Consider the following 18,796-nt stretch of genomic DNA (forward strand, 5'->3'; position numbering starts at 1 on the left):
CCGCCTTGCCGCGACGTATACGGCTTACTTCTTGATGAGCGGGCAGCGCGAAGCCGACAACGGCTGGAATGCGTCGTCACCGCTGACAGTCGCCAGCAGCTTGTAATCATCCCAGCGCGCCTTTGACTCCGACGGCTTCTTCACTTCGAAGAGATACATGTCGTGGATCATGCGACCGTCTTCGCGGATACGCCCGTTCTTCGCGAACATGTCGTTGATCGGAGTTTCCTTCATCACCTTCATGACGGCGGCAGACTCAGTCGTGCCGGCCTTCTTGACCGCATTCAGATAGGTCAGCACCGAGGAATAGACGCCGGCTTGCGCCGATGTCGGCGCGCGTTTGGTGCGCTCCATGAACCGCTTGGAGAAGGCGCGCGTTTCGTCGTTCAGATCCCAGTAGAACGCCTCGGCGAGAAGCAGACCCTGTGCCGTCTCCAGGCCAACGCTGTCGATATCGGAGATGAAGGCCAGCAACGGCGACAGCCTCTGCCCGGACTGGGTCAGCCCGAATTCCGACGCCTGCTTGATCGCGTTGATCGTGTCGCCGCCGGCATTGGCGAGGCCGATCACCTTGGCTTTGGAGCTCTGCGCCTGAAGCAGGAAGGACGAGAAATCCGACGTGTTGATCGGATGCCGAACATTGCCGACCACCTTGCCGCCAGCCTTGGTGACGATGCCCGACGTATCGCGCTCCAGTTCCTGTCCGAAGGCGTAATCGGCCGTAAGGAAGAACCAAGTGTCGAGGCCACGCTTGACCGTTGCAAGACCGGTCACGCTGGCGAGCGCGTAGGTGTCGTAGGTATAGTGAACGATGTAGGGACCACATGCTTCGTTTGTCAGGCGAACGGCGCCTGGACCATTGAACATGATGATCTTGTTGCGTGCCTTGGCCATCTCCGCGGCGGCAAGCGCCGTGGCCGAGCCGGCCACATCGACGATGGCTTCGACACCCTGATTATCGATCAGTTCGCGCGTCAGATTCGCGGCAAGATCCGCTTTGTTGAGATGATCCGTGACGACGATCTGGACCTTGCGGCCAAGCACCTCACCGCCGAAATCCTCGATCGCCATCTTTGCGGCGGCTTCACTCCCCGGCCCTGTGATGTCCGCAAACAGCCCGGACATGTCGAGAACTGCGCCGATCTTCAGAGGCCCGCTGCTCTCGGCCGAAGCGGCAGAGGCAGCAATGGCCAGCGTGGCGGCGACAAGACCGGAAACGACTTTCTTCACATTCTTCTCCTTGAGCCCAGTTGTCGGGCTGAATCAATCAACGTTTCCCCCGAATGACGGCATCATGCCGCCATCGCATTATTGGCTGCCACGAACGCCGGCAGCGTCGACGATCTGCTTCCATTTGGCGTTTTCCTTCGCCAGATGATCCGCCATTTCCTGACGCGACGACGCGATCGTGCGGCCACTCACTTCTGCAAAGCGGCGCTGGACATCCGGATCGGCCAGGACCTTGCGGAGATCCGCACTTATGCGATCCGCCAGCGCGGGGGGCATTCCACCTGGACCGAAAACGGCCCACCAGTTGCCGAGCTCGTAGCCGGGCACACCGGACTCGTCGATGGTCGGCACGTCCGGCAAGGCCGCGATGCGCTGCTTCGTCGTCACCGCGATCGCACGGAGGCTGCCGCCTTGCACCTGAGGCAGAGCCGTCGAGGCATTGTCGAACATCAGATCGATACGACCGGACATCAGATCGGTCAGCGCGGGCGACGAACCGCGATACGGCACATGGGTGAGCTCTACGCCCGCCTGCTGCCGGAACAATTCCGCCGCCAGATGCAGGGACGAACCGATGCCGGCCGATCCATAAGTCGCCCCGCCCGACTTGGCCTTCTCCTTGGCGAAGGCAATGAGATCACGGATGTTCTTGATCGGCGATTGCGGCGCGACCAGCACGACGTTCGGCGTCTCCAGCGCGAGCGTCAGCGGCGTCAGATCCTTCATCGGATCGTATGGCATGGATTTGAAGAGCCACGGATTCACGGCGACGGCGATCGAGCCGAGGACCAGTGTGTAACCGTCCGGCGCGCTCTTTGCCGCCGCGGCGACGCCGATGTTCGAGCCTGCTCCTCCGCGGTTATCGACCACCACCTGCTGACCGTAGAGCTGGCCGAGCTTCTCGGCGATGGTCCGGCCAATGATGTCGGCAGCGCCGCCTGCGGCAAAGGGCACGATCAGCTGGATCGGCTTGTTGGGGAAGTCCTGCGCCATCCCCGCTGTCGCGCCGGCGAAAACACACGAGCCGGCAAGTGCCGCCGAGGCTGCGCCAGATACAAAAAAGCGTCGAGAAATCATGGGTTAGGCCTTCCCCCCTGCGGTTATTCAAGCAGCGACCATCGCCGCCGCTCCCGATCGATCGGGCCGGACGTTGCCATGAACGGCCTGATAGGCCAACACACTTGAAACTATCGATCCTATCGTAAATTATAATCGCGCGATGGACCCCCGACGCCTCAATTACTTTCTGGCCGTAGCCGCGCATGGCCGCATGGCGAAGGCTGCGGACACCCTCGGCGTGGCCCAGCCCACGCTGTCGCAACAAATCCGGGCTTTGGAGCAGGACCTGGGAACGGTTCTCTTCAACCGAACGCCCCAGGGCATGCAGCTGACCGAAACCGGGCACGCTCTGCGTGAGCATGCGCAACGCCTTATGGTGCAGGCGGAAGCGGCCCGGACCGCGATCGCCGAACTCGAAGGCGGCATGTCGGGAACCCTCCGCGTCGGGATCATCCACACATACAGCACCGCCTTTCTGCCAAAGATGATCGCCGCCTTCGGCCAGAAATATCCCGGCGTCAGGCTCAACGTGGAAGTCGGCAATGCATTCGATGTCGAACGACGGATCTTGTCGGGACACCTCGATCTGGCGATCGCGTTTGATCCGCCACAACATCCCGAACTGGGAGTCGGCCGCCTGTTCGAAGAGCGTCTCGTCCTTGTGCGCGCAAGAACGCGCGACCGGTGCGCCCAGCAGTCTATCCCGCTCGCATCCTTGCGCGGACAACCGCTGGCTCTTTTGAAGACGACTTTCGCCACCCGTCGCATCCTCGATGCATCGCTGCCCGTGGGGATGACGCTGGACATCCGGGTCGAGATGGATGCGGTCGAGGCTCTGATCGAACTGGCCAGATCCGGCGGACTGCCGACGATCCTGGCCGACCGCAGCCTGACAGGCAGGCGCGATCTCGAAATGCTGCCGATCGGACCGCCCTGGATCCGACGTTCGGGAGCAATTCTGTGGGATGCGCATCGCTATCAGACAGCGGCTGCGCGCGCCTTCATGCAGATCGCCAGCGAAACGACCCGGTCCATGCGAAATCCTGCACCCGAACCAGACGAATCCATTTAAGCCATTGATAATACTTAAATTTATTTCGCTTACGGCTCGCTGGCAAAGCTTAGCACGCCCGCCGGCTTCAAGGTCTTGGCGTCGAAAGTGCGGATTTCCGTGCGACCACCGATGTCCAGGGTGACCATGATGCGATCTCCGGCGGCGCCGGTCGCAACGATCCTCGCCCCCTTGGGCAGGGTCGCTGTCGCAGCCGTGGTCACGACGCTTCCCTCGCTGCGGAAAAGGCGGTAGCCGATCACGACCAGCAAGGCGCCGACGCCGAGCGCCGTGGTGAGCCCGGCGATCAGCATCATGCGGCGAACGCGGGCGATCATCGCGGCCTGTTCGGCTGTGGGTTCGGGCAACGCGTCTGTATTTGTCGCGGCAGGCTGGGTCATTGAAGGCTCGTCGAAGAGTAAGGTTTTCGGAATGAACGATCAGCGCGTAGACGTCACCGTCCAGGGCGACGAAGGCTCCAACCGGCTCGATCGCGTGCTGGCGGTGCGGACCCCTGCGCTGTCGCGCTCGCGGCTGAAAGCCTTGATCCTGGCCGGGCAAGTCACGATCGCCCGCGCCAACCAGAATGCCGCCGCCGTGCGCGACCCCGCTTATCACGTCAATGCCGGCGATACGATCACAATCGACGTCCCTCCTGCCGCACCTGCCGAGCCGGAAGGCGAGGATATCGCCCTCGACATCGTGTTCGAGGACGAGGACATCATCGTCATCAACAAGCCCAAGGGCCTGGTCGTGCATCCCGCCGCCGGCCACGAGACCGGCACGCTGGTGAATGCCCTGATCGCCCATTGCGGGGCGTCGCTGTCGGGCATCGGCGGCGTGCGGCGGCCGGGCATCGTGCACCGGCTGGACAAGGACACCACGGGGCTCATGGTCGTCGCCAAGAACGACGCCGCGCATGCCTCGCTGACCGCTCAATTCGCCGATCACGGCCGCACCAACGAGATGCGGCGCGGCTACAAGGCCTTCGCCTGGGGCGTGCCGAACCGGCCGCGCGGCACCATCGAGGCGCCGATCGACCGCCATCCCCATGCGCGCGAGAAAATGGCGGTGCGCGAGAGCGGCCGCGAGGCGGTGACGCACTGGACCGTGCTGGAGGAGTTCGCCGATCGCATGGGCCGGCCCGTTGCTTCCCTGCTCGAATGCCAACTCGAGACCGGACGCACCCATCAGATCCGCGTCCATCTCGCCCATATCCAGCATCCGCTGATGGGCGATGCCGTCTATGGCCCGCATTTCAAGACCAAGGCCTCGTCGCTGGGACCGCTCAGCAAGACCGCGCTGGAGGCCCTCGACCGGCAGGCGCTCCATGCTTACTTGCTGGCGCTGGAGCACCCCCGCAGCGGCGAGATTCTGGAATGGACGGCCGAGCTTCCGGGCGATCTGGCCGTCCTTCGCAACCACCTGGCATTGACAGAATGACGCAGATGCATACAAAAATGGTATGTTTTTCAATTTCTTATTCTGCCAACACGGCAACGTGACAGAAAATTCACTTCCATACCGATTGGTAAAGGGTGTATGTTGCACCTGCGTCAAGTGAGACGCGGAACATCGCAGCCAGGACGGCTTTAACAGAGCGTCCGCTGCCTGGCCCGCCGCTATCGGGGGCCTGAACACCTGGAGGGCATCGCAATGGCCCGCACAGCTACACTGCCGGTTCTCAACGGAGAATCGGGTCTGTCTCGTTACCTCGCCGAGATCCGCAAGTTCCCGATGCTGGAACCGCAAGAGGAATACATGTACGCCAAGCGTTGGCGTGAACATGAGGATCGCGACGCGGCACATCATCTCGTGACCAGCCATCTTCGGCTCGTTGCCAAGATCGCCATGGGCTATCGCGGCTACGGCCTGCCGATTTCCGAGGTTGTCTCCGAAGGCAACGTCGGCCTGATGCAGGCGGTGAAACGCTTCGAGCCCGAAAAGGGCTTCCGTCTGGCCACCTACGCCATGTGGTGGATCAAGGCGTCGATTCAAGAGTACATCCTGCGCTCGTGGTCGCTCGTGAAAATGGGCACGACCGCGAACCAGAAGAAGCTGTTCTTCAACCTGCGTAAGGCGAAGAGCAAGATTTCCGCCCTGGACGAAGGCGATCTCCGCCCAGACCAGGTCAAGGTTATCGCCACGCGTCTCGGCGTGACGGAACAGGACGTCATCGACATGAACCGCCGCCTTGGCGGCGACGCGTCGCTCAACGCTCCGATCCGTGACGACGGCGAAGCCGGCGAATGGCAGGACTGGCTGGTCGACAACTCGCCCAACCAGGAAGCCATCATGGCGGAGCACGAGGAGCTCGATCATCGCCGTCAGGCGCTGACCGGCGCGATCCAGGTGCTCAACCCGCGCGAACGGCGCATCTTCGAGGCGCGTCGCCTCGCGGACGAGCCGATGACGCTGGAAGATCTTGCTTCGGAGTTCGGCGTCTCGCGCGAGCGTGTTCGTCAGATCGAGGTCCGCGCCTTCGAGAAGGTGCAGAGCGCGGTCAAGGGCACGATCGCCAAGCAGGAAGCGGCCGCCCTGGAAGCCGCGCACTGACAAGCGCGGTCGCGGACACCACGAATACGAAAGCCGGCGGAAACGCCGGCTTTTTTGTTGGGAGACGCCTAGCCGTTTGCTCCGCCGCCCCGACCTTCCATGCCGAAGACGTGGGCGAGCGAGAACGGCAGACTGAGACCGATGCCCGCCCATCGCTCAATTGCTCCGGGCCGCGGCACGCAATTCCTGCAAGCGCCGTTGCGCGGCCTGCTCGATCAACTGCCCGAGCGCGTCCGTTTCGCCGCGCGCGCGACGTTTGGCCCGCTCATGGTCGAGCGACCGCTTCAGCTTCGCCGCCGCCCGCGCGCGTTCGTGCGGCGTCAACTCGGGCAGCGGACACCGCTCGCGCTTCGCCGCGAGACACACTTCGGGATCGTCGCTGCAGCCACGCGCCCGCTGGCAGATCGGCAATCGGCAATACCGCCATTCCTGCGTGACGTTGCTGAGTTTTTGCAGAATGCCGCGCCAGCACTGGCCCGCCACCTGCGCCTGCGCTTCGTGCCAGGCCTGCCGGCGCAACTCGATATCGTCGGCGTTCTTGTCCAGAAATTCGGCACGTCCCATCCTTCACTCTCCGTCGCTGTCAAGGTGAATTGAACCGGTCACGCCTCTGCTGTGCCCGCGCCGGTGACGCGTGCGTGGCGGGCCGGGAAACCTCCCTCCATGAGGGAGGCGGAGCGCCGGAAGGCGCGCCTTGGTAACAGGGCCGCAGCTTGCAGGCAGAAACGTCTGCCCGTAGCGGCCGCGGAAACGCCTTCCGACGCTCCACCGTGGCGATTTCTGTCCTCGGGACCGTACTTCCGGGTACTGGAAGCTGGTGGTTTCCCACCATCGGACCGGCTTTCGCCGATCGTCATCCGCACCCGTCCAGCCGGCAAGCGGCAGACCCCCGTAGTGGGGCCGGACGGTGACCCAAGGCCTCCCGAGTGCGTGAGGGAACGTCTCCCTCCCGCCCGCAGGCGCCACATCCCCAACCGCGTCGCCGGCGTCCCGACAACGCCCCTCACAGAGGGAGGGGACGGATGGGAATATTGTCTAGGTCGGAGATTTCGTCAAGGATTATTTTCAGCTGTAGGGCGGATGAGGCGAAGCCGCCATCCGCCGCCGGCGCTTGCTTTGCAAAGAACGGCGGATGACGCTGCGCTCATCCGCCCTACGGCCGCAAGGATCGATCATGCCGAATTACCGTCGCCTGCGCGTCGATGGTGGGAGCTGGTTCTTCACGGTCAATCTGCACGACCGGCGGCAGACATTGCTCGTCGATCATGTTGAAGCACTACGCGATGCAGTGACGAATACATGGCGAACAAGACCGTTCGTCATCGATGCGTTCATCGTTCTTCCCGATCATCTTCACGCGATCTGGACCCTGCCTGACGATGACAGTGATTTTTCAGGCCGCTGGCGATCAATCAAAACCCATTTCACGAAGTCTATGCCAACGCTGACAACCCGAAACGGCACGACCGCTCGCGGTGAGCGACGCATCTGGCAGCCACGTTTCTGGGAGCACATGATCCGCGACGAGCGCGACTACGAGAACCATGTGAACTACTGCTATATCAATCCGGTGAAGCACGGGCTGGTAACGCGCGTGGTGGATTGGCCGTATTCGTCGTTTCACCGCGACGTGCGTGCGGGGATATTTCCGATGGATTGGGCGGGCGATGCTTCAATCACCGGATCGTTTGGAGAGCGCTGATCCGTAGGGCGGATGAGCGCAGCGTAATCCGCCGTTCTTCGCCACATGAAGTCGGCCGGCGGATTACGGCTCCGCCTCATCCGCCCTACAATGCCGGCATCACGAATCATCCCTCGAGGAAACCCATGCGCGCACGTCTCCGCACTGCCCTTATCGCACTCGCTGCCCTCGCCGCCACGGCCACGATGGCCCATGCCGACAGCGGCACCATCCGCTTCAAGGTGCTCAAGGGCGGCTGGTTCATCGGCGCATCCGGCGGCTCGGGCGTGCTGACCTTTCGCGGGCGGCAATATCCGCTATCGATCGGCGGCGTGAGCGCAGGCCTCGTGTTCGGCGCATCGGAGACACGGCTGGCCGGGCGCGTCAGCAACATCAACCGGCCGTCGGACGTGGCGGGTGTCTATGGCGCCGGCGGCGCCGGAGCAGCGCTCGGCCGCGGCGTCAGCGCGATCGTACTCACCAATGAAAAAGGCGCGGTGCTGGAGCTGTCGGGCCGGCAGACCGGATTGATGGTGAATGCGGATTTCTCGGGACTGGCGATTTCACTGCAGTGAGAGGCCGTAGGGCGGATGAGCCGAAGGCGTCATCCGCCGTTCTTCGCCACAAAAGCTCGGCCGGCGGATGACGCTTCGCTCATCCGCCCTACAGCTGTGGCACACTTGCCTGTGTGGAACGTCTTCGCTTCCCTCGACGCCCCGCTCCCGCATTGATAAGCCTCCGCGCAGGAGCGTTGAACCGGAATGACTATCGCAATCGAGATGGGAAACACGACGGCGGGTGCGCCGGCGTCTCTCGACCTCGAGGAACTGCTGGCGACCCGCCTGCTCGTCCAAGGCAATTCCGGTTCCGGAAAATCGCATCTCCTGCGCCGTCTGCTCGAACAGAGCGCGCCGTGGGTGCAGCAGACCATCGTCGATCCCGAGGGCGATTTCGTCTCGCTGGCGGAGCGCTTCGGCCACCTTGTCATCGACGCCGAGGATCATACGGAACGCGGACTGCAGGCGGCCGGCGAACGCGCGCGCGAGCATCGCGTCTCCACGGTGCTCAATCTCGAAGGACTGGACGCCGAGAACCAGATGCGCCGCGCCGCGGCCTTCCTCAACGGCCTGTTCGACGCGCCCAGGGACCACTGGTATCCGATGCTCGTGGTCGTCGACGAGGCGCAACTGTTCGCGCCGGCGGTGGCCGGCGAAGTCTCCGACGACGCACGAAAACTGTCGCTCGGCGCGATGACCAATCTGATGTGCCGCGGCCGCAAACGCGGCCTCGCCGGCATCATCGCCACGCAGCGGCTGGCGAAACTCGCCAAGAACGTCGCGGCGGAAGCGTCGAACTTCCTGATGGGCCGCACCTTTCTCGATATCGACATGGCGCGCGCCGCCGATCTGCTCGGCATGGAGCGCAAGCAGGCGGAAGCGTTTCGCGATCTCGAACGCGGGCAGTTCATGGCGCTGGGGCCGGCACTGTCCCGCCGGCCGCTCGGCCTGCGCATCGGGCCCACCGAAACCTCGCCGCGCAATGCGACGCCAAAACTGATGCCACTGCCGGAGGCGGCTTCCGAAGAGATGCGCGCGGTGATCTTGGCCGCGCCGCCGCCGGAGACGACCCTGCGCCCGGCACGGCGCGCACCAAGCTCGCCGGATCTGCTCGGGCAATTGATGGCCGCGCGCGCGGCCGGGCCGGATCTGCGCGCCGAGCCGGAGGCGCCGCCGATGAGCGCCGAGGAAATCGCCGAGCGGCGCGCGCGCGTCGATCGCGTGCTGCAGGCGCTGCTCTCGGAGCCCGATGCGGGCTTTCGCGCGATCGGCGTGCTGTATCAGGAATTCGTGGTCCGCTGCCGCATCGAAGGGCTGGGGACCGCGGTGCCCGACATGAACGAGTTCCGCCGCATGCTGACGCATGCGCGCGCCGGCCTCGGCTCCGATCTCGGCGACGACAGCGGCTGGCAGGATGTGGCGCTGCGCGCGAGCGTGCTGCCTGACGACATGCAGGGCGTGTTCATGATGATCGCGCGTGCGGCCCGGGAAGGCTGGCCCTGCCCCGGCGACGCGGCCATCGCCCGCGCCTATGGCTCGCATTCGCTGCGCCGGGCGCGGCGGCTGCTCAGCTATATCGAGGAACAGGGGCTGATCGTGTGCCAGGTGGACGGCACCGGCAAGCGCATCGTGACGCTGGTGGAACTCGCCTGGGCGACCGCGCCGGGCGATCCGAATGCGGATGAAGCCGCCGCGGCGGAGTGACCTTGTCCCGGCTCTGCGGAGCAACGCTGCGCATTGCACCGCGTCCGGGACACGACCTCTAACCGTGATAGCTTTCATCCAACGCTTCTGATTCGGACTGCGCCTCCTTCGCATGCTGCACGACCCTCACAGCCTTGCCGCCATGGCGGAGACGCTCGCTTCCTCGGGCGAGTATCGCATTCTTCGCCGGCTCGTGCCGCGCAGCGAATTCGCCGACAGCCAGGGCGCCGCCGTGAAGACCGGCATCCTGCTCGATGTGGAGACCACCGGCCTCGACCACACGCGCGACGAGATCATCGAACTTGCGATGGTGAAGTTCGACTATCTGCCCGACGGCACCGTCGTCCGCGCCGGCGCAACCTTCAACGCCTTCAACGAGCCGTCGCGGCCGATCCCGCCCGAGATCGTCGAACTCACGGGGATCACCGACGACATCGTGGCCGGGCACCGCATCGATGCCGATGCGGTGGCGGCTTTCGCCGAAGGCGCTGTCATCGTCATCGCGCACAATGCCGGCTTCGACCGCAAATTCGCCGAGCGCTACTGGCCGCTGTTCGCAAAAAAGGCCTGGGGCTGCTCGCAGAGCGAGATCGACTGGCGCAAACACGGCTTCGACGGCACGCGGCTCGGCTATCTCCTCGCCGGCGCGGGCTTCTTTCATCAGGCGCACCGGGCCATCGACGATTGCCACGCGCTGCTGGAAGTCCTCGCTTTCGAACTGCCGGAGACCGGCAAATCCGCCCTCGCCGCCCTGCTCGACCGCGCGCGACGCAAAACCATGCGGGTATGGGCCGAGCAATCGCCTTTCGATCTCAAGGACGAACTGAAGCGCCGCGGCTATCGCTGGAGCGACGGCACCGACGGGCGGCCGAAATCCTGGTACATCGATGTCGACGAGGGCCAGGAGACCGCAGAAATCGAATTTTTGCGCAGCACCATCTATCTCCGCGAGGTCGATCCGCGCGTGCAGGCGTTCGGGGCCATGAACCGGTTTTCGACAAGAGCATAAGCGCTATCCCGTAGGGCGGATGAGGCGTAGCCGTCATCCGCCGCGGAGCTTCAACTTTAAACTCGGCCAGCGGATTACGCTTCGCTCATCCGCCCTACGGCAGGGCTGCAAAAGCGGGCAGATTGCAAGCGTTCTAAGCAATTGTCTTTGCGCGCCCTGGGGTTTATTCACAAACCCGGCGGACCGGAACGGGCTCGAGCCTGCCGGTCGTCTTTTCCCAAGAATACCCGCCGCTAGGAAGGAATTCGTCGTGTCCAAGTCCCCCGTCGTCACCATCGACAACCACCCCGGCCGTACCGCGCAGACCATCGGGATCGCGCGCGTGCTCGGTACGGATGAGACGCTCATTCATGAGCCGTCGGTGGGCGTGGTGGGCACCAAGGGCGACAGCCAGTGCTATATGGGCGTGATGTCCAAGGTGGACGCGATCCACGACAGCCTGAAGAAGCGGATCGGCCGCGGCGCGGGCCAGCTGCCCTATCGCCTCGTGCAGCCGGAATACACCATCGCCACCTCGGACGGCATCCGCAACGGCACGCGCGAAATGCGCTACTCGCTGATCGGCCGCGAGGTCACCAACGATGCGCTGTCGGAGCATCTGAGCGCCACCGGCCTGCTCGGCACCATCGCCGTGGTCGCCTGCGACAAGCCGCCGGTCGGCACGCTGGCCGCATTGCTCGAACATAACGAGCCGGCGATCATCATGTCGGACGGATCGATCCATCCCGGCGAAGATCCGAAGACCGGTGAGAAGCTCGACATCGTCAGCGCCTATCAGGTCGCCGGCAATCCGGACGCCGAATATCGCCACCACATCGCCTGCCACGCCTGTCCGGGCATCGGCTCGTGCGGCGGCATCTTCACCTACAACACCATGCAGACCTTCATCGGCGTGGTCGGCATGCAGCCGCTGCACATGGTGGCGCCGCCGTCCGACGATCCGCGCCGCCTGAAGGAATTCCCGGAGCAGCTGGTCGGCTATCTCTCGAACATGATCGCCAAGGGCATCAAGCCGCGCGACATCGTGAGCCGCGACTCGATCCGCAACGCGGTCATCGTGTCGCTGGCGATCGGCGGCTCGACCAATGTGACGCTGCATGCGCCGGAGATCGCGCGTGCCGCCGGCTTCAGCGACTTCTGGAAGGACGTCATGACGCCGCAGGAGTTCAACTATCTCTCGCAATATGTCGTGCCTGTGCTTACCGACGCGCGGCCTTACGGCAAATATTCGATGGTGGACATCGACAATGTCGGCGGCGTGCAGGTGATCGTGCGCGAGCTGATGGAAGCAGGCCTGATCAATGGCGACGTGCTGACCTGCACCGGCGAGACTCTGGCCGAGCAGATCAAGCGCCTCGAGACCAAGCCGGCGGACGGCAAGGTCATCTACACGGTGGCAAAACCCTACAAGCCGACCGGCGGCCTGCGCGTGCTCGGCGGCAACCTGTCGCCGGAATTCTCCGCGATCCTCAAGCTCGCCGGCGTCGAAGGCGGCCTGGAAAACAACCGCTTCCGCGGCACCGCGCGCGTGTTCGAGGGCGAACGCGGCCTGATCGCGGCGCTCGACCAGCATCCGGAGAAATTCCAGAACCACGACATGGTCATCGTGCGTTACGATGGTCCGGTGGGCGCACCCGGCATGCCGGAAATGCTCGACCCGACCTCGCGCATCACCACGCTGTGCCGCGAGCGCAACATCGTCGTCGGCCTGATGACCGATGCACGCTTCTCCGGCGGCTCGGTGGGTCTCGTCATCGGCCATGTCGGCCCGGAAGCCGCGCTCGGCGGTGCCATCGCGCTGGTGGAAGACGGCGACGAGATCATCGCCGATCTCAACGCCAACGAACTGAACTGCACGCAGCTTCAGGACGCTGCCACCTACAGCAAGCGCAAGGCAGCCTGGGACAAGGTGGTCGCCGACAATGGCGGCATCCATCCGAGCTGCGGCGACGCCGATACGCGCCTGCTGCATCGCGCGCGCCAGACCGCGGTGCCCGCCACCCGCGGCGCCGGCCTGCACCCGAACCGCGAGGTCTGGGTGCGCAATGCCCGCGAGGCCAAGCGTTCCGGTTTCACGCCGAAGAACAAGCACCGCCCCGAGGCCGACAAGGCCTTCTGATCTTTGACCGTGTCCCGGACGCGGTGCGGCGCCCTTGCGCTGCTCCGCAGAGCCGGGACCGTCACAAACGCCGTCGCTTTGCACGGTCCCGGCTCAGCAGTGCACCACTTCGTGATGCACTGCGTCCGGGGCACAGTTTAGAAGGAGCACGCATGAGCGTCGCCTTCACCAAGGAAGAGAGCGCCGAAACCGCATCGGAGACCCAGCTACCCGATCGCCCGATTTCGGAACATCCGAATCTCGTCACGGCAGACGGGCTGAAGGCGCTCGAACGACAGCTCGCGGAGGCGCAGGCCGCGCTCGAAGCTGCGGCGGGGATCGACGACGTGAATGAGAAACGGCGACAGTCGGCGCTGCCACTGCGCGACGCGCGCTATCTTACAGAGCGTGTGCGCACCGCGCAGGTAATCGATCCACCGACATCGCATGACGTGGTTGCCTTCGGCAGCACGGTGACGTTCGAGCGCGACGACGGACGCGTGCAGACCTATCGCATCGTCGGCGAAGACGAAGCCGATCCCAAGGCGGGAACGATTTCGTTCGTTGCGCCGGTGGCGCAGTTGCTGATGGGCAAGGCCGTCGGCGATGTCGCCGTCATGTCAGGGCGCGAGCTCGAAATCATCAAGATCGCCTGACTCGATGATCGCCGGATGCAGCTCGGTTTCCGTCGCTCGGGATTCTACTTCAAGCGGCTAAAATCTTGTCCCGGACGCGATGCCGCGCGAAGTGCCGCTTCGCAGAACCGAGACAAGATCAAGTATTCAACTCCGGTAGATCGACTCTATCTGACGGGACAAGCCGCTCCGCTCCTCGCCCAGGCTTCGACGAGAGCACCAGCCATCGCTTGAGTCCCCGGCGCAGGCGCGCGGCCATAGCCAGGCGCCCAGGCCCAGCCGACCAGCGTATCCTTGCCGATATGATCGATGAGATCCTCGACCTTGCGGCCGCCGTTGCGCGCGGGATCTTTCATCTGCGCGCAGATCTCGGCGATCGTCTTGCCTTCCCACGCCATCTCGATCGGCGCGAGATGCCACTCGTGATGGCCCGGAATGCGGCCAGGCTCGAAATTCGCATTGCCATGACAGGAATTGCAGCGCATCGCGGCGGTGCCGTGGCCGTCCGCGCCACGCGTTACGGGTGGCTGATGCAGGCGACGCATATCGCCCTGCCGCGGCATGTCGCCGGCGGGATGACAATTCGTGCAGCGCGGATGCGTCAGCACCTTGCCGAGCTCGGTGAAGATCGCGGCGGAGCGCGCATTAACATCGGCAATGCCGTCGAAGCTCTCGGGCGACGCCAGTCCCTTTGCTCCGCCTTGCCCCGCCGCATAGGCGGTGAGCATGCTCATGCCGAGCGTTGCAATGACGACCAGGGCCTTGACGCGCATCTCCGTCATCATCCGCGCGCCTCCTGACGGATGTAGCGCTTCGGCTCCGCAAGGATCACATCGCGGACGGCTTCGTGATATTTGACATAGCCGGTGCAACGACACAGATGCCCGTCCAGCGCTTCGGCGATCAGCGCCTCGAGTCCGGCGCGCGGCACCGGCGTCTTCTCAAGGCGCTCCAGAAACACCTGACCTTCATTGAGGAAGCCGGCGGTGCAATAGCCGCACTGGAATGCGAAATGCGCGATGAAGGCCTTCTGCAGCGGCGACAACTCGCCGTTCTTCGCGTGGCCTTCCACCGTGCGAATGGTCTTGCCGTGAAAGCTGGCAGCCGGCACAACGCAGGTCGGGCTGGTGTGGCTGCTGCCATCGGGCTCATCGACGATGACGGCGCAGCTCAGGCACTGCGCAGCGCCGCAGCCGAATTTGGTGCCGGTCATCCCGAGATATTCGCGCAGGAAGTCGTTCATGGAGAGGTCGTCGCGCACTTCGGTGGGCGCTTGAACCTGTCCGTTGATGGTGATGCCCAGTGTCGTCACGCGAGCGCTCCCTTGAGCATGGCCTGTGTCACCGGCAGCGCATCGAAGCGTTTGCCCGTGGCGTCATGAATGGCGTTGAGCAAAGCCGGCACGATGGGGATCATCACCACTTCGGCCATGCCCTTCGGCGGTTCGTCCGGCGTGAGCGGCGGCAGCATCTCGATCTCCATATCGCGCAGCGGCAGATCCGATCCGCGTGCCACCAGATAGTCGCCGAGATTCCACTGGCCGTTGCCGGGACCGCCTTCGAATGGCGGCAGCGTCTCCAGCAGTGCGTAACCGACTCCCATGGCGAAGCCACCCTGCGCCTGACCGAGCACGACCTCCGGGACCAGCGCCTCCCCGCATTCGAACACGCTATAGGCCTTCGCGATACGCAGCGCGCCGCTCGCCTTCTCGATCTCGACGCGCACGGCCGTGCCGCACATCGATGTGTAGGCCGTGCCCATACGGTTGTTGTTGGTCGGCGGAAACAGCACGCTTGACCGGGCGATGCGCGTGAACTTGCCGGCGCCGCGCCGAATCGCGAGCGCATCGATCTCGGCACGATATTGTTCGCCATCGATCGGGAAGCGCGCACGTGACCATGCCCAGCGCGAGAAGCCGTGCGCAACGGCGCCGGTCACGAGATTGCGTGCATGCGCCGTCGCCGCGAGGATCGCCAGCGGCAGCGACGGTTGGCCGGCCAATGTCAGCAGGCCATCCTTCCACACCGCCTTGTTCCAATCCTTCGCGCGCGGATCGCGGCGATCGATCTTCCACAGCGCCAGCGCCGCCGGCCAGAGACCAAAGCGAAAGATCACGCGCGCCGCTTCCGCTGACGCATGGGTGCCGACATGCGCGCCGATCGATGCCGAGGTGGCCGAGCTGATCGCCGGCACCCAGCGCGGATCCTTCTCGGCCTTGTCCTGGGTCTTCTGATCCATCGTGTAGGAGTCGCCGGAAGTCACCAGATCCAGCGCATCGAACACACCGACCTGCGACACCGCTACTTCATCGGCCATGCCGCCGAGATGGCGCGCAACGCGATTGGCGAGTGCGGTGCCGATGCCGTTGCCCATCTCGACGTGATCGCAATAGATCGCAATCCGGCCGTCAGGGCTCAGCTCGACGCGGCCGTTCGAACAGTCGCCGCCGGTGCCGTAATCCTTGGTTACGCAGGCGACGCCAGTGCCGACCAGCACGCCGTTCGCCGCGCGCGCCTTCTCGGCATTGCGCTGCTGCCAGATCGGATGCTGCTCGAGCTTGTCCAGCACCTCCGTGGTGCGCACCGAAACGATATAGGGATTGCCCGTCATCGTGCGGCCGTCGGGCTTCAGCGCATTGCGGCGCCGGAAATCGATGGGATCGAGCGGCAGCGCCGCAGCGGCCTCGTCGATCAGCACTTCCAATGCGGTCATGGTCTGCAGCGATCCATAACCGCGCATCGAGCCTGCGGTGACGCCGCGGGTATGCTGCGCCACCGTGGTGACGTCCACTTTCGGCACGTCGTAGATTCCGATCGCCGCGGTCGCCGCGCAGGTCGCAACGTTCGGCGAGAAGTTCACGAGACCGCCGCCATCGAGGATATGATCGGCGGCGAACGCCGTGATCTTGCCGCTGGCGCGATCCACCGACATGCGCGAGCGCATCTTGATAGCGTGGCGCTTGATGCCGCCCTGAAACTGCTGATAGCGATCATGCGCCAGCCGCACCGGGCGATCCGGGAAGAACATCGCCGCCAGCGCCACATACAGCACGAAGGGCGTATGGTCGCGGCCACCGAAGCCACCGCCGACATAGGCGAATTGCGCATTGATCTTGCCGGGCTTGAACGGCGCCTTTGCTTCGCCGAGCAGAAATGCGATCGAATCCGCAGCCTCATAGGGCGATTGCACCCCGAGAACCAGTTCGAGCGTCTTGTCCCTGGCACTGAACCAGCCGAGGCCGCATTCCGGCTCCAGAAACATCGGATCGACGGACTGCGTATCGAAGGTGCGGTCCAGCACCAGTGCCGATGTTTCGCTCGCCGCGATCTCGGCGCGGATCTGATCGCCGTGGATGGCCGCCTTCTCGTAAACCGCCTCGTTCTTGTGCGCGAGCGACGACCACACCGGCAGGCTGGATGACTGCACGCGGCCGGGACTGACCCAGCCGGCGAGCACCGGCGAATACACATCCGGCGCATCGGGCGTGGCGCCGGCGACGCGCGTGAAGCGATAGGCCGCGTAGTTCGGCATCTCGATCGGACCGGTCTCCTCGCCGAACCGGACGAAGCTGCCGTCGCGCAGCGCCATCCGCGCGCGATCATAGGCGTCGAACTGCTCGAAGATCAGCAGCGCGACGGGCTGGCCGAGATAAAGCGGCGTCTTGCCAACGGGGCAGAACAGATCGCCCTCATAGAAAGCCGGGACGCGGGTATTGATCGCGACGAGATCCTCCGCGGTGACGACCACCGTGGGCTTCAGCGCGCCGCCGAGCCGCGCGAGATCCATCCCGAGATAGACGTGGGTCGCATCGGGGGCGCGCACGAGAATGGCATGCGACGTCTTCGACGGCCAGCCCGGTAGATCGTTGGCGCGAAAATCCGACGCATAGAGTTTCGAACCGGTGACTTTGGCGATGCCATCGACACGGCCGGCACCGCCAATGGCGGGATTGGGCTTGCCCCGCCCCGGCAATGTCTCCCTCGCCGGAAACGCCATCTGCTCCGCCGCCGCAAGGCGCGACAGGCTGAGCGTGATGCCGCCCGCCGACACCCACTTCATGAATTCGCGCCGTGAGGTCGTCATGCCTTCACCCGTGATCGACTGCTGCCTGCCGCAAGGCGAAAGCTATTTGAGATCGGCGATGGTGGCCGGTCCGGGACCGGGTGTAACGAGCGTCGGCCACTGATTGGAGCCGAACGGTACCAGCGGCGGCAGGAACGGCGCTATACCGCGCTTGGCGCTTTCCGCGATGATCGCCGCACGGGCATCGCCCCCCATCAATTCGTAGTCCATCAGATGGTAGTTGCCGAAGAACAACGAACCCACCGAACGATCCGCGATGATGCGTGTCAGCGACTCCAGCATGTCGGCCTGCGTGGTCGTGAACGATACGGTCTCGATCAGCAGCAACCGGTCATTGATCGCCTCCGGCGGGAAGAACTGCGCGAGCACGCTGAACAGCACATTATTCTGACGGGCCACATAGATCGTGTTGCTGGCCGCATAGGTCTTGTCCCAATCGGCCCCGAGCGTCTTCTTCCAGTCGGCCAGCACCGTCATCCAGTGATTGACCTGAGTCTGCGCCGCCCATGCGACGTTCCTGGCGAGATACGGCGCCTGTTTCTTGCCGAACGCCTCCATCGTCTCAAACGGAATCACGCCCTTGGCGATGCACTCGTCCATGAAGGCGATATTGTTCTGCAGGATGGTGCGGTTGTTGTCGCGCCAGTCGGCCTGCATGGGCGTGAGGTCGAGGCCATCGAGCGCCGACTGCATGCGGCTGCGATAGGCCTTCATCGCGCCGAGCCAGGATTTGTTGTCTGGATTGTTGACATAGGGGCCTGCGACCTGCGCCAGCGCCATGGTGCTGTGGCCGACCGATTTCAGCAATTGATAGACGATCGGCACCGAAGGAGCGTCCACCGGCGGCTTGCCGGGCTGGTACAGCGTGAACTTGCCGCCGGCGCCCGAGAACAGGCCGAGGATCACCGGGTGTTTTGCGAGTATATTCGCACGGAAAACCTTGGCGGCATCGCCATAGAGTTCGAACATGCCGGTGTTGAGCGCCAACATGTCCTTGGTCGCGGTGTCGGTAGGTGACGACGTGACTTGCCCGGAAATCGGCGCCATATAGGATGGCAGCGCCTGGGAGTGCGCAGCTTCGACTCCACCCAACAACAAACCCACAACGGCTAGAGCGATGTGGCGGTTCATGT

At 64.3% G+C, this 18,796-nt stretch carries 17 protein-coding genes; 9 read left to right on the top strand and 8 right to left on the bottom strand.

Translation table 11 applies throughout. The features are described from left to right. Nucleotides 1–24: 24 nt before the first annotated feature. Complete coding sequence (locus E0H22_RS19385) at nucleotides 25–1,230, bottom strand: ABC transporter substrate-binding protein (protein WP_233022620.1); 1,206 nt, start codon at nucleotides 1,228–1,230, stop codon at nucleotides 25–27. A gap of 78 nt (nucleotides 1,231–1,308) precedes the next feature. After that, nucleotides 1,309–2,223, bottom strand: a complete 915-nt coding sequence (locus tag E0H22_RS19390) for a Bug family tripartite tricarboxylate transporter substrate binding protein (RefSeq protein WP_233022621.1) — start codon at nucleotides 2,221–2,223, stop codon at nucleotides 1,309–1,311. A 277-nt stretch (nucleotides 2,224–2,500) separates the two neighbouring features. Here E0H22_RS19390 and E0H22_RS19395 point away from each other — a divergent pair, with 277 nt between their 5' ends. Then, nucleotides 2,501–3,361 carry a LysR substrate-binding domain-containing protein gene (locus tag E0H22_RS19395; protein ID WP_233022622.1) on the top strand — a complete coding sequence of 287 codons (861 nt, stop codon included), beginning with the start codon at nucleotides 2,501–2,503 and terminating at the stop codon, nucleotides 3,359–3,361. A 29-nt stretch (nucleotides 3,362–3,390) separates the two neighbouring features. Here the strand turns inward: E0H22_RS19395 and E0H22_RS19400 are convergent, their stop codons facing one another. Beyond that, nucleotides 3,391–3,741: a hypothetical protein gene (locus E0H22_RS19400; RefSeq protein ID WP_233022623.1), complete on the bottom strand. Its 351-nt coding sequence runs from the start codon at nucleotides 3,739–3,741 to the stop codon at nucleotides 3,391–3,393. A gap of 31 nt (nucleotides 3,742–3,772) precedes the next feature. On the opposite strand from E0H22_RS19400, the gene E0H22_RS19405 reads away from it, so the two are divergent. Both E0H22_RS19405 and rpoH read left to right on the top strand, forming a co-directional pair. Beyond that, the gene (locus tag E0H22_RS19405) at nucleotides 3,773–4,783 is read left to right on the top strand and encodes an RluA family pseudouridine synthase (protein ID WP_233022624.1); all 1,011 of its coding nucleotides are present in this window, start codon (nucleotides 3,773–3,775) and stop codon (nucleotides 4,781–4,783) included. Between the two features lie 213 nt (nucleotides 4,784–4,996). Next, nucleotides 4,997–5,896 (top strand): RNA polymerase sigma factor RpoH, encoded by a 900-nt coding sequence (gene rpoH, locus E0H22_RS19410; protein WP_233022625.1) that lies wholly within the window; start codon nucleotides 4,997–4,999, stop codon nucleotides 5,894–5,896. Between the two features lie 156 nt (nucleotides 5,897–6,052). On the opposite strand, the gene E0H22_RS19415 is transcribed toward rpoH, so the two are convergent. Further along, on the bottom strand, nucleotides 6,053–6,460 hold the full coding sequence (locus tag E0H22_RS19415; RefSeq protein ID WP_233022626.1) for a hypothetical protein: 408 nt from the start codon (nucleotides 6,458–6,460) through the stop codon (nucleotides 6,053–6,055). 610 nt (nucleotides 6,461–7,070) lie between these two features. Between E0H22_RS19415 and E0H22_RS19420 the strand changes: the two genes are divergently transcribed. From E0H22_RS19420 to greA, 6 genes are all read left to right on the top strand, one after another. Beyond that, a complete protein-coding gene (locus E0H22_RS19420) occupies nucleotides 7,071–7,598 on the top strand; it encodes an REP-associated tyrosine transposase (protein WP_233022627.1) in 528 nt (175 codons plus the stop codon). A 125-nt stretch (nucleotides 7,599–7,723) separates the two neighbouring features. After that, a complete protein-coding gene (locus E0H22_RS19425) occupies nucleotides 7,724–8,152 on the top strand; it encodes a lipid-binding SYLF domain-containing protein (RefSeq protein ID WP_233022628.1) in 429 nt (142 codons plus the stop codon). Between the two features lie 186 nt (nucleotides 8,153–8,338). Continuing rightward, nucleotides 8,339–9,838 (top strand): helicase HerA domain-containing protein, encoded by a 1,500-nt coding sequence (locus E0H22_RS19430; protein WP_233022629.1) that lies wholly within the window; start codon nucleotides 8,339–8,341, stop codon nucleotides 9,836–9,838. Nucleotides 9,839–9,950: 112 nt separating this feature from the next. Next, entirely contained in the window at nucleotides 9,951–10,847 is an 897-nt protein-coding gene (locus E0H22_RS19435) for a 3'-5' exonuclease (protein ID WP_233022630.1), read from the top strand. Nucleotides 10,848–11,097: 250 nt separating this feature from the next. Beyond that, nucleotides 11,098–12,966 carry a dihydroxy-acid dehydratase domain-containing protein gene (locus E0H22_RS19440; protein WP_233022631.1) on the top strand — a complete coding sequence of 623 codons (1,869 nt, stop codon included), beginning with the start codon at nucleotides 11,098–11,100 and terminating at the stop codon, nucleotides 12,964–12,966. Between the two features lie 152 nt (nucleotides 12,967–13,118). Continuing rightward, entirely contained in the window at nucleotides 13,119–13,601 is a 483-nt protein-coding gene (gene greA, locus E0H22_RS19445; protein ID WP_233022632.1) for a transcription elongation factor GreA, read from the top strand. Between the two features lie 146 nt (nucleotides 13,602–13,747). Here the strand turns inward: greA and E0H22_RS19450 are convergent, their stop codons facing one another. Genes E0H22_RS19450 through E0H22_RS19465 form a run of 4 tightly spaced genes read right to left on the bottom strand, consistent with a single transcriptional unit; the run spans nucleotide 13,748 to nucleotide 18,794 of the window. Then, nucleotides 13,748–14,314 carry an Isoquinoline 1-oxidoreductase subunit gene (locus E0H22_RS19450; RefSeq protein WP_430715286.1) on the bottom strand — a complete coding sequence of 189 codons (567 nt, stop codon included), beginning with the start codon at nucleotides 14,312–14,314 and terminating at the stop codon, nucleotides 13,748–13,750. Nucleotides 14,315–14,361: 47 nt separating this feature from the next. Continuing rightward, nucleotides 14,362–14,892, bottom strand: coding sequence for a (2Fe-2S)-binding protein (locus tag E0H22_RS19455; protein WP_233022634.1), 531 nt, complete (start codon nucleotides 14,890–14,892; stop codon nucleotides 14,362–14,364). Beyond that, the gene (locus tag E0H22_RS19460) at nucleotides 14,889–17,663 is read right to left on the bottom strand and encodes a xanthine dehydrogenase family protein molybdopterin-binding subunit (protein WP_233022635.1); all 2,775 of its coding nucleotides are present in this window, start codon (nucleotides 17,661–17,663) and stop codon (nucleotides 14,889–14,891) included. Before E0H22_RS19460 ends, E0H22_RS19455 begins: the two co-directional genes overlap by 4 nt. A gap of 42 nt (nucleotides 17,664–17,705) precedes the next feature. After that, nucleotides 17,706–18,794, bottom strand: a complete 1,089-nt coding sequence (locus E0H22_RS19465) for a hypothetical protein (protein WP_233022636.1) — start codon at nucleotides 18,792–18,794, stop codon at nucleotides 17,706–17,708. Nucleotides 18,795–18,796 lie beyond the last annotated feature (2 nt).

Origin of the sequence: Rhodopseudomonas boonkerdii (assembly GCF_021184025.1) — a bacterium.
GTDB classification, from domain to species: domain Bacteria; phylum Pseudomonadota; class Alphaproteobacteria; order Rhizobiales; family Xanthobacteraceae; genus Tardiphaga; species Tardiphaga boonkerdii.

What these genes read in the sequence shown, in the direction of transcription:
- E0H22_RS19395 (WP_233022622.1), top strand. Translation starts at nt 2,501, where the DNA reads ATGGCGAAGGCTGCGGACACCCTCGGCGTGGCCCAGCCCACGCTGTCG.
- E0H22_RS19420 (WP_233022627.1), top strand. Translation starts at nt 7,071, where the DNA reads ATGCCGAATTACCGTCGCCTGCGCGTCGATGGTGGGAGCTGGTTCTTC.
- E0H22_RS19435 (WP_233022630.1), top strand. Translation starts at nt 9,951, where the DNA reads ATGCTGCACGACCCTCACAGCCTTGCCGCCATGGCGGAGACGCTCGCT.
- E0H22_RS19400 (WP_233022623.1), bottom strand. Translation starts at nt 3,741, where the DNA reads ATGACCCAGCCTGCCGCGACAAATACAGACGCGTTGCCCGAACCCACA.
- E0H22_RS19415 (WP_233022626.1), bottom strand. Translation starts at nt 6,460, where the DNA reads ATGGGACGTGCCGAATTTCTGGACAAGAACGCCGACGATATCGAGTTG.
- greA (WP_233022632.1), top strand. Translation starts at nt 13,119, where the DNA reads ATGAGCGTCGCCTTCACCAAGGAAGAGAGCGCCGAAACCGCATCGGAG.
- E0H22_RS19405 (WP_233022624.1), top strand. Translation starts at nt 3,773, where the DNA reads ATGAACGATCAGCGCGTAGACGTCACCGTCCAGGGCGACGAAGGCTCC.
- E0H22_RS19425 (WP_233022628.1), top strand. Translation starts at nt 7,724, where the DNA reads ATGCGCGCACGTCTCCGCACTGCCCTTATCGCACTCGCTGCCCTCGCC.
- E0H22_RS19450 (WP_430715286.1), bottom strand. Translation starts at nt 14,314, where the DNA reads ATGAGCATGCTCACCGCCTATGCGGCGGGGCAAGGCGGAGCAAAGGGA.
- E0H22_RS19460 (WP_233022635.1), bottom strand. Translation starts at nt 17,663, where the DNA reads ATGACGACCTCACGGCGCGAATTCATGAAGTGGGTGTCGGCGGGCGGC.
- E0H22_RS19430 (WP_233022629.1), top strand. Translation starts at nt 8,339, where the DNA reads ATGACTATCGCAATCGAGATGGGAAACACGACGGCGGGTGCGCCGGCG.
- E0H22_RS19465 (WP_233022636.1), bottom strand. Translation starts at nt 18,794, where the DNA reads ATGAACCGCCACATCGCTCTAGCCGTTGTGGGTTTGTTGTTGGGTGGA.
- E0H22_RS19390 (WP_233022621.1), bottom strand. Translation starts at nt 2,223, where the DNA reads ATGGCGCAGGACTTCCCCAACAAGCCGATCCAGCTGATCGTGCCCTTT.
- rpoH (WP_233022625.1), top strand. Translation starts at nt 4,997, where the DNA reads ATGGCCCGCACAGCTACACTGCCGGTTCTCAACGGAGAATCGGGTCTG.